General features: G+C 47.7%; 8 protein-coding genes, 1 tRNA gene and 2 rRNA genes. All 11 read left to right on the top strand.

The genetic code is table 11. The annotated features are described in order from the left end of the window. Window positions 1-127 (top strand): 23S ribosomal RNA (locus ACETK5_RS32100); the annotation flags it as partial. 64 nt (window positions 128-191) lie between these two features. After that, a 5S ribosomal RNA gene (rrf, locus tag ACETK5_RS32095) occupies window positions 192-308 on the top strand. A gap of 424 nt (window positions 309-732) precedes the next feature. Continuing rightward, window positions 733-2,190 carry an IMP dehydrogenase gene (gene guaB / locus ACETK5_RS32090; RefSeq protein WP_100541624.1) on the top strand — a complete coding sequence of 486 codons (1,458 nt, stop codon included), beginning with the start codon at window positions 733-735 and terminating at the stop codon, window positions 2,188-2,190. Between the two features lie 152 nt (window positions 2,191-2,342). Next, entirely contained in the window at window positions 2,343-3,761 is a 1,419-nt protein-coding gene (locus tag ACETK5_RS32085) for a D-alanyl-D-alanine carboxypeptidase family protein (RefSeq protein WP_326115642.1), read from the top strand. Between the two features lie 163 nt (window positions 3,762-3,924). After that, window positions 3,925-4,806 (top strand): pyridoxal 5'-phosphate synthase lyase subunit PdxS, encoded by an 882-nt coding sequence (pdxS, locus tag ACETK5_RS32080; RefSeq protein WP_009595550.1) that lies wholly within the window; start codon window positions 3,925-3,927, stop codon window positions 4,804-4,806. Between the two features lie 15 nt (window positions 4,807-4,821). Beyond that, the gene (pdxT, locus tag ACETK5_RS32075) at window positions 4,822-5,409 is read left to right on the top strand and encodes a pyridoxal 5'-phosphate synthase glutaminase subunit PdxT (RefSeq protein ID WP_100541622.1); all 588 of its coding nucleotides are present in this window, start codon (window positions 4,822-4,824) and stop codon (window positions 5,407-5,409) included. A 189-nt stretch (window positions 5,410-5,598) separates the two neighbouring features. Further along, on the top strand, window positions 5,599-6,882 hold the full coding sequence (serS, locus tag ACETK5_RS32070; protein ID WP_394059684.1) for a serine--tRNA ligase: 1,284 nt from the start codon (window positions 5,599-5,601) through the stop codon (window positions 6,880-6,882). A gap of 73 nt (window positions 6,883-6,955) precedes the next feature. Next, a tRNA-Ser gene (locus ACETK5_RS32065) sits at window positions 6,956-7,044 on the top strand. Between the two features lie 170 nt (window positions 7,045-7,214). Beyond that, window positions 7,215-7,556 carry a hypothetical protein gene (locus ACETK5_RS32060; protein WP_100541620.1) on the top strand — a complete coding sequence of 114 codons (342 nt, stop codon included), beginning with the start codon at window positions 7,215-7,217 and terminating at the stop codon, window positions 7,554-7,556. Between the two features lie 104 nt (window positions 7,557-7,660). Next, entirely contained in the window at window positions 7,661-7,810 is a 150-nt protein-coding gene (locus ACETK5_RS32055) for a small acid-soluble spore protein P (RefSeq protein WP_098741251.1), read from the top strand. Between the two features lie 306 nt (window positions 7,811-8,116). Next, complete coding sequence (locus ACETK5_RS32050) at window positions 8,117-9,202, top strand: hypothetical protein (RefSeq protein WP_100541619.1); 1,086 nt, start codon at window positions 8,117-8,119, stop codon at window positions 9,200-9,202. Window positions 9,203-9,208 lie beyond the last annotated feature (6 nt).

Below are 9,208 nucleotides of genomic sequence, written 5' to 3'. Positions count from 1 at the left end.
AGCCCCCCTCAAGATGAGATTTCCCAACTAGTAAGACCCCTTGAAGACGACGAGGTAGATAGGTTGGAGGTGGAAGTGCAGCAATGCATGGAGCTGACCAATACTAATCGGTCGAGGGCTTATCCAACATATTTCAATGTGCTGCAAATTCGTTTCGTATCTAGTTTTCAGGTGATCAAGCATCTGAGCCGTTTGGTGGCGATGGCGGAAGGGTTCCACGCGTACCCATACCGAACACGACCGTTAAGCCTTCCAGCGCCGATGGTACTTGGACCGAAGGGTCCCGGGAGAGTAGGACGTCGCCAAGCGAACAACCATAAAGGCCGTTATCGAGTGATCGATAGCGGTCTTTTCCTATATTCAAAAACAAGTATTTACGAATTCGAGACTATCCCATACCGGGTTGGGTGATACTAAACGACAGCGATTCATTGAACCCCAGGATAATGCCTTAAGGACTTAGCATTTTGGCAGACCAGGCTTAAACGTGGGTGAGTCTCCATTTAATAGAAGAAACCCGGTTCGTTTGTCCATTCCAAAGAGACAGGATAACGCGCTGGATGGATACTTGCGAACTTCCGGCAAAGGACGAATTTCAATCCTTGACAGCCTATGGGCCCTTTGCTAAGATGGCAATAATATATTTCTGAAAATACTTGAAAATGCCGTCCGGTCCAGCTCTGACAGTAGTTGTAGTCCGCAGGAAGACGACAAAAAGGAGGAATAACCCAGGTGTGGGAAGATAAGTTTAGCAAGGAAGGCTTCACTTTTGACGATGTATTGTTGGTTCCTAGAAAATCCGAGGTACTTCCAAAAGAAGTGGATGTTAGCACCAAATTGAGCGAGCATGTGAAATTGAACATCCCGCTCATCAGTGCAGGAATGGACACCGTAACGGAAGCTCCTTTGGCAATTGCCATTGCTAGAGAAGGCGGAATCGGCATTATTCATAAAAATATGACGGTTGAACAACAGGCAGAAGAGGTAGATCGGGTTAAACGTTCGGAAAGTGGTGTTATTACGAATCCGTTCTCGCTCCATGCTGATCATCTTGTATCCGATGCAGAGAAACTCATGGGTAAGTTCCGGATTTCCGGCGTACCGATCGTAGATGAGAACAATAAGCTGATCGGGATTTTGACGAATCGTGATCTTCGTTTTGTTCATGATTACAATACGGTCATCAGTGAAGTGATGACCAGCGAGAATTTGGTGACAGCTCCGGTCGGAACGACCCTTCAGGATGCCGAAATGATCTTGCAGAAGCATAAGATTGAGAAACTGCCTTTGGTAGACGAGGATAATGTCCTTAAAGGACTTATCACCATTAAAGACATTGAGAAAGCGATTCAGTTCCCTAGAGCAGCGAAGGACGCTCAGGGCCGCCTGCTTGTAGGTGCAGCCATCGGAATCTCCAAGGATACCTTCGAAAGAGCAGAGGCGCTTGTGAAAGCTGGCGTTGACGTTATTACCGTTGACTCTGCCCACGGTCATCACATCAATATCATTGATTCCGTTCGCAAACTGCGCGAAGTGTATCCGGATCTGACGATTATCGCTGGTAACGTGGCCACAGGCGAAGGCACACGAGAGCTTATCGAAGCTGGTGCATCCGTCGTTAAAGTCGGAATCGGCCCAGGATCGATCTGCACCACCCGCGTCATTGCTGGGATTGGCGTACCGCAAATCACAGCGATATATGACTGTGCAACGGTTGCTAAAGAATACGGCGTGCCAATTATCGCAGATGGCGGTATCAAATACTCCGGGGAAATTACGAAAGCCATCGCGGCAGGCGCAAGTGCCGTTATGCTGGGCAGCATGTTTGCCGGTACGGAGGAGAGCCCAGGCGAAGCTGAGATCTATCAAGGACGCCGTTTCAAGGCTTATCGCGGTATGGGTTCCCTTGCAGCCATGAAACAAGGCAGTAAAGACCGTTATTTCCAAGATGACGACAAGAAATTGGTTCCGGAAGGCATCGAGGGTCGTGTTGCTTACAAAGGGCCTTTGGCAGATACCATCCATCAGCTGATCGGTGGATTGCGCTCCGGCATGGGCTATTGCGGTACGCAAAACCTGGAGGAACTGCGGAATGACACTCAGTTTATCCGTATCTCTGGTGCAGGACTCCGCGAGAGCCATCCGCATGATATTCAAATTACCAAAGAAGCACCTAACTATTCCTTGTAATTCACTGAAAGAACAAGGACGAACAATATATGTCATTTATTTCCTGGACAAGCTGGATGAATTATCATCCAGCTTGTCTTTTTTTGATACCCCCCCTATGATAGAATAGAACAAGTTAATGACTTATTGAGAATTAGAGGGGAGTAATTCCATTGATAGACAAGTCTGTAAAGAAGAATAAGCGGCAACGAATTCAAAGAACGCTGGCATCCTTGATGCTGTTTAATATACTGTGTTTCTCTGCTGCGCCTGCGGTTTCATTCGCGGCACCTACTATGCTGGCAACAGCGGATACAACGAAAGCCACAGAGGATAAAGCGACAACCGAGAAAGCCACAACCAATGCTGAGAAACCGGATAAAGTGCCATCGATTGATCAGCTTGGATTGGATGTAAGCTCCGCTGTTCTGATCGAGCCATCAACAGGACAGGTCCTATTATCTATTAATGCGGATGAAGCATTGCCACCGGCGAGTATGACGAAGATGATGACGGAATACATCGTTGCAGAAAAAGTGAAACAAGGCGACTTAGCTTGGGATGACATGGTTACCGTGGGGGAAAATGCAGCAAAAACTGTCGGATCGCGGATATTTTTGGCGGAAGGCGACCAACATACAGTGGAAGAGCTCTACATAGCGATGGCTGTCGGTTCGGCGAATGATGCGACGGTAGCATTGGCTGAGCATGTGGCTGGTTCCGAGGCAGAGTTTGTTACCATGATGAACGATACGGCGAAGAAGATGGGGCTGAAGACGGCTTTCTTCATTAATTCAACTGGCCTCAGCCGTGCTGATATGCCAGAGAAATATCGCCCTGCAGAGGATAAAGAAACGGTAATGTCGGCAATGGATACCGCTTTACTTGCGAAATATATTGTCGAGGATCATCCTGATTTTGCAAGATTCACGGCTATTCAATCCCACAAGTTCCGGCAGAGAGACACGAATCCGATTATCAACTACAACTGGATGCTTGAGGCCAACAAGAGTATTACGAACTTTAAGTCCTACGCTTATGAAGGTTTGGACGGTTTAAAAACCGGTCATACCAATGCGGCGGGTTATTGCTTTGCCGGTACTGCTGAACGTGACGGCATGCGTTTGATTAGCGTTGTAATGGGTACGAAATCTGAAGGCGCCCGTTTTAAAGAGACCAAAAAAGTTCTTGATTACGGCTTTGACAACTTTGAAGTGAAGGAAGTCCAAGCTGCCGGTGCAACCGTGCAAGGCTTTGAAACCGTCGAAGTGAAGAAGGGCAAAGGCAAAGAAGCTGCGCTCGTAACGGATAAAGCTCTTACTTTTGTTGTACCGAAAGGTTCAAGCGGCAAGAATATTACCTTTGAAGCCAAACTGGACTCCTCCAGCATGACAGCTCCTGTCGCTAAGGATACGAAGGTGGGCACGGTAACCTACACATATAAAATAGAAGGCATGAAGGAAGCCCAAACCGAAACGGTGAATCTAATCACTGCGGAGGAAGTTGAGAAGGCAGGCTGGTTCAGTTTGTTCCTGCGGGCGATTGGAGACTTTTTCGCCGATTTATTTGATTCCATCAAAAATCTTTTCTAACAGCCGATAAATTCCGAGTAATTGGGTTGTGTATTTGATTTTGATGCGGTAAAATATCAAGTTAGATTCATTGCAAGCATGCACCTATACGGGTACAGACCATATCGCCAGGGAATGCTGTTATGGCGATGAGATACAACATATAATCGGGAGGCTAGGGGACATGGAAACAGGAACATCAACTGTAAAAAGAGGTATGGCGGAAATGCAAAAAGGCGGCGTCATTATGGACGTCATGAATGCGGAACAAGCGAAAATCGCTGAAGCTGCCGGTGCTACGGCAGTTATGGCGCTGGAGCGCGTTCCTTCCGATATTCGCGCTGCTGGGGGAGTAGCACGTATGGCTGATCCAACCATCGTTGAGGAAGTCATGAAAGTTGTATCCATTCCAGTTATGGCCAAGGCTCGTATCGGTCATTATGTCGAGGCGAAAGTGCTTGAATCACTCGGCGTGGATTACCTCGATGAGAGTGAAGTGCTGACGCCGGCGGATGAAGTGTTCCATATCGACAAGTGGGATTTCACCGTACCGTTCGTATGTGGCGCCAAAGACATTGGCGAAGCGCTGCGTCGTATCGGCGAAGGTGCATCCATGATCCGCACGAAGGGTGAGCCGGGAACGGGCAACATCGTGGAAGCTGTTCGCCACATGCGTTTGATCAACAGCCAAATCCGTAAAGTTCGCAACATGTCGAAGGACGAGCTGTATGCCGAAGCGAAAAACCTCGGTGTTTCCTATGACCTCCTGAAGGGCGTTCATGAGACGGGCAAGCTGCCTGTCGTTAACTTTGCAGCTGGCGGTGTGGCAACACCTGCTGATGCAGCATTGATGATGCATCTGGGCGCTGACGGCGTCTTTGTTGGATCCGGCATTTTCAAATCGGACAACCCTGAGAAGTTCGCTCGTGCGATTGTTGAAGCAACGACGCATTATGATGATTATAAATTGATTGCTGAAGTATCCAAGAACCTGGGTGCTCCGATGAAAGGCATCGAGATATCCAAGCTTAGTCCCGCTGAGCGCATGCAGGATCGCGGCTGGTAAGAGAGAAGGGGTAACATGAAGGTCGGCGTACTGGCACTTCAGGGTGCCGTTGCAGAGCATATTCGGAGCATTACGCTTGCTGGTGCCGAAGGGGTGCCGATTAAGAAGGTTGAGCAGTTGGACAGCATTGACGGCTTGATTATCCCTGGCGGCGAGAGCACCACCATCGGCAAGCTGATGCGGAAGTATGATTTTATGGATGCAATTCGTCAGTTCTCAGCCCAGGGCAAACCGATATTCGGAACATGCGCCGGACTGATCGTACTGGCAGAGCGAATTCAAGGCGACGAAGAGGCTCATCTGAAGCTGATGGACATCACGGTGGCGCGGAACGCATTTGGACGTCAGCGTGAAAGCTTCGAGACCGATTTGCCTGTAAAAGGAATCGAAGAAACGGTACGGGCTGTCTTCATTCGTGCGCCGCTCATTCTGGAAGTGGGTGCGGGCGTTGAGGTCCTTTCCACTTATAAGGATGAGATTGTTACAGCCAGACAGGGGCATCTGCTCGCAGCTTCTTATCATCCGGAGCTGACGGACGATTATCGACTTCATCAATATTTTGTGGAGATGGTTCGATCCCAGTCTACGGCACCACAGATGTAATAGTTACAGTAGAAGACATCTTGACTCTTTGGCAGTATGTGGGAGTCAAGTTGTCTTTTTCGCTGAAATGCAATAAGATGTATCGTATGTAATAACGTATAATGCAGCCTTGTCCCAAGGCTTTTTATCAACATATAGGGCAGCTGCTTCGATATACTTGATGGATGTTTTACTTTAGGAGGGTTTCCCGTGTTAGACGTAAAAATATTGCGCAGCGAGTACAGTCGTGTAGAAGAAGCGCTGAAGAATCGAGGCAAATCGCTCGATCTGATTGCGGAGTTTCCTAAGCTTGACGCCCGGCGCCGGGAATTGCTGCAGGAAAGCGAAAGTTTGAAGAATCGCCGCAACACCGTGTCGGCTGAAGTAGCCAAACTGAAGAAGAATCGTGAGAATGCAGATGATCTGATTCTGGAAATGCGCCAAGTGTCAGACCAGATTAAAGCGATGGATGAGGAAGTTCGTGAGCTGGAAGCCAGCATATCCGAGCTTACTTTGGCGATTCCGAATATCCCTCATGAGAGTGTGCCGGTAGGCGCCTCGGAGGAGGAGAACGTGGAAATCCGCCGCTGGGCGGAGCCGAAAGCTTTCGATTTCGAGCCTAAGGCACACTGGGAGCTTGCTCAGAACCTGAGTATTTTGGATTTTGAAGCAGGTGCGAAGGTAACGGGTTCACGGTTTACGTTCTACAAAGGTTTGGGTGCTCGCCTTGAGCGTGCCTTGATCAGTTTCATGATGGATCTGCACAGCGACAAACACGGCTATGAGGAAATGCTGCCTCCATATATCGTCAACCGGGACAGTTTGTACGGAACAGGACAGCTGCCTAAATTCGAAGAGGATTTATTTAAAATTAGCGATACCGACTACTATCTGATCCCAACCGCTGAGGTTCCTGTAACGAACTACCATCGCGAGGAAATCTTAAATAGTGAGGATCTGCCTAAATATTACGTGGCATACAGCTCCTGTTTCCGTTCGGAAGCCGGCGCGGCAGGCCGCGACACACGGGGACTTATTCGTCAGCATCAGTTCAACAAGGTTGAGATGGTGAAGATTGTACATCCGGAAACATCGTTTGATGAGCTTGAGAAGATGACGGCGGATGCGGAGCGAGTGCTTCAGCTGCTGAATCTTCCTTATCGCGTCATGGCTCTTTGTACCGGGGATATGGGCTTTGGATCCATGAAGACTTATGATCTGGAGGTTTGGCTTCCAGAGAGCGGCGTCTATCGTGAAATCTCCTCATGTTCGAATATCGGGGACTTCCAGGCTCGCCGTGCCAACATTCGCTTCCGTCCGGAACCGAAGAGCAAGCCCGAATTTGTCCACACCCTGAATGGTTCCGGGCTCGCGGTAGGGCGTACCGTCGCTGCCATTCTGGAAAACTATCAACAGGCTGACGGATCCGTCGTTATTCCTGAAGCACTTCGCCCGTACATGGGGAACGTTAGTATCATCGAACAGAAAAAATAAGTTGATAAAACAGTTTGTCTTGTGGTATAATGATTTTTGCACGTGATTCATTTTGCATGGATCATTACCACGTGGAGAGGTACCGAAGCGGTCATAACGGGGCGGTCTTGAAAACCGTTAGGGTGCAAGCCCACATGGGTTCGAATCCCATCCTCTCCGCCATACATAATCAAACCCAAACCGTTTCCTTAGGGAAACGGTTTTTTTATTGCTCCTTTTATATAAGAGGATTCATTGCATGTTCTTCCATTCAATAGGTTCTCTGCTTTATGGAGGCTGCTGTATAAAACATCCCCTGTTATCGCAATTTATAGAGAAGGGGAGGTGTGAACATGAACTCAGAACTGAATGTGGATCAGTCGACGCTGGTCAATGCCTGGCAGGAAAGACTGCCCATCATATTAAAGCCGGGAGATCGCGCAGAAGTGGCTGCAGACGAAGGGGATCCGAATGCCATCCGCATTCATATTGATGCAGCAGGTCGCCAGGAGTATTCATTTGATTTTCAATGCACGTATGTGGATTCGCGGGAAGTGAAGGTCGATCTGGTCGATGTAGAGCGTGGGGGCGCGACGACCGATGAGCGTAATGAGAACATTCAGGGCATGGTGGGCGATTATACGCGCCATATCCATGAGTGTGCCCAAACGCTGCAGCAAATCACGCACCACTAGTTCCATGAATGGGTGAGACGGTTTCCATACTGTCTCTTCATGATATGGACATCAAAGCAGGATAGCGTAGACATCGTTTGATCCATGAAATGGAGGGCTATCAGATGAGCAAACCGAAAGCGATTCCGGTACCGGAAGCACAAGAGCAGCCGAAGCAGCGCAAGGACCATGACCGTGGTGGCCAGGAGCCGCTGTCAGGCTCGCACAGAGCGAAGATCCGTAAGCAGGATGGACATTTCAATCCGGAGGGCTAGAAGCCTGTAGGAGCAAATACGGAGAGGCTAGAAAGCAAGAATCGAGGGAACTTCCTGTAATACGACAGGAAGTTCTTTTTTTCGTTATGAAACCTTTTGCGTCCAACCTGCGTATTAGTGTTCAAGTGTAATATTTTGGGGCCCCACCTTATTCGCATGTTAAGAAGTTTGAAATTAAGATGGATGGAAAAAGAAAGGAAATAAATTTTCAGCAAATATTCCAGAAAGTGTTTCTCATTTTGGTTAAATGGTTTATGATTAGAAGGTCTGTTATTTTTTTGACTGTTAGAGGGGAGAGAAATTTTAATGAACAAGAAGTTTGCAGCTATTATGCTGACACTGTTGCTCACAGTGACAGTTGTATTATCCGGCTGCGCCAAAAAAGAAGAGCCTAAGGCAGCAATGACCAACGCTGCTACGAACGCGATGAAGATGACATCCTACGAAATGAAGAGTAAATTTGTCATTGAAGACCTTCAAGTTAACATACCTGCAGTTGAAGGCGATCCAAGTGTAACTCAAGCGATGACCATGCTGAAGAATGCTGAGGTTACGCTGGATGGTATCTACCAAGCTGAGCCAATGCAAACCGAAATGAACATGGGTATCAATCTGAAGGGTGACATGGCGATGTCCTTCAACATTGATATGGTCATGACGAAAGAGAAAATCTACATTAAAGTTCCAAGCATTCCAATGCTGCCATTCCCAGAGGACGTTGTTGGCAAGTTCCTCATGATGGACATGAAAGAGCTTGCTGAGCAATCCGGTGAAACGTTTAGCCCAGAAAGCCTGGATACCGAGAAATCGCAGAAATTCGTGAACGAGATCCTTGAAGCTTTGCTGAGCGAATATGATCAAGCGAAATACTTCAAAGAGATCAATGTTAAAGATGCTGGCCTTCCAGAAGGCGTGGATGCAAAACAAGTGGTTCAATTCTTTGTAACCAATGATAACCTGAATGAAGCATTGGATATTATGGTAAACAAGGTTGCACCTAAGGTTGTTGACATTGCAGCTAAAGACGAGTACCGCGAATTGCTGGGTCTGACCCAGGAAGATATCGACGCTGCCAAAGCTGAAGTATCCAACGTTAATCAAGACGAATTCAAAGCGGGCCTGGAAGAGATGCAGAAATATCTGAAGATCAACACATTCAACATCAACACGGCTATTGATAAAAAGGATTTCCCTGCTTATCAGGATGTTGTATTGAACGTTGATTTCAATGATCCAGAAACCAATGAAAACGTGAAGTTGGCTGTGAAGGGTAGCACCCAATACAACAACATCAACGCAAAACAAGAGTTCAAAATCGGTATTCCAAAAGAAGCTGATGTCATCACGATGGAGCAATTTGAGGAATCCATGAGCCAAATGGGCACTTATTAATATTAT

Origin of the sequence: Paenibacillus ilasis (assembly GCF_043195395.1) — a bacterium.
In the GTDB taxonomy this organism is placed as follows: Bacteria; Bacillota; Bacilli; order Paenibacillales; family Paenibacillaceae; genus Paenibacillus_AQ; species Paenibacillus_AQ lautus.
The sequence above is the reverse complement of the archived record's forward strand: the minus strand, read 5'-3'. Positions and strand labels throughout refer to the sequence as shown.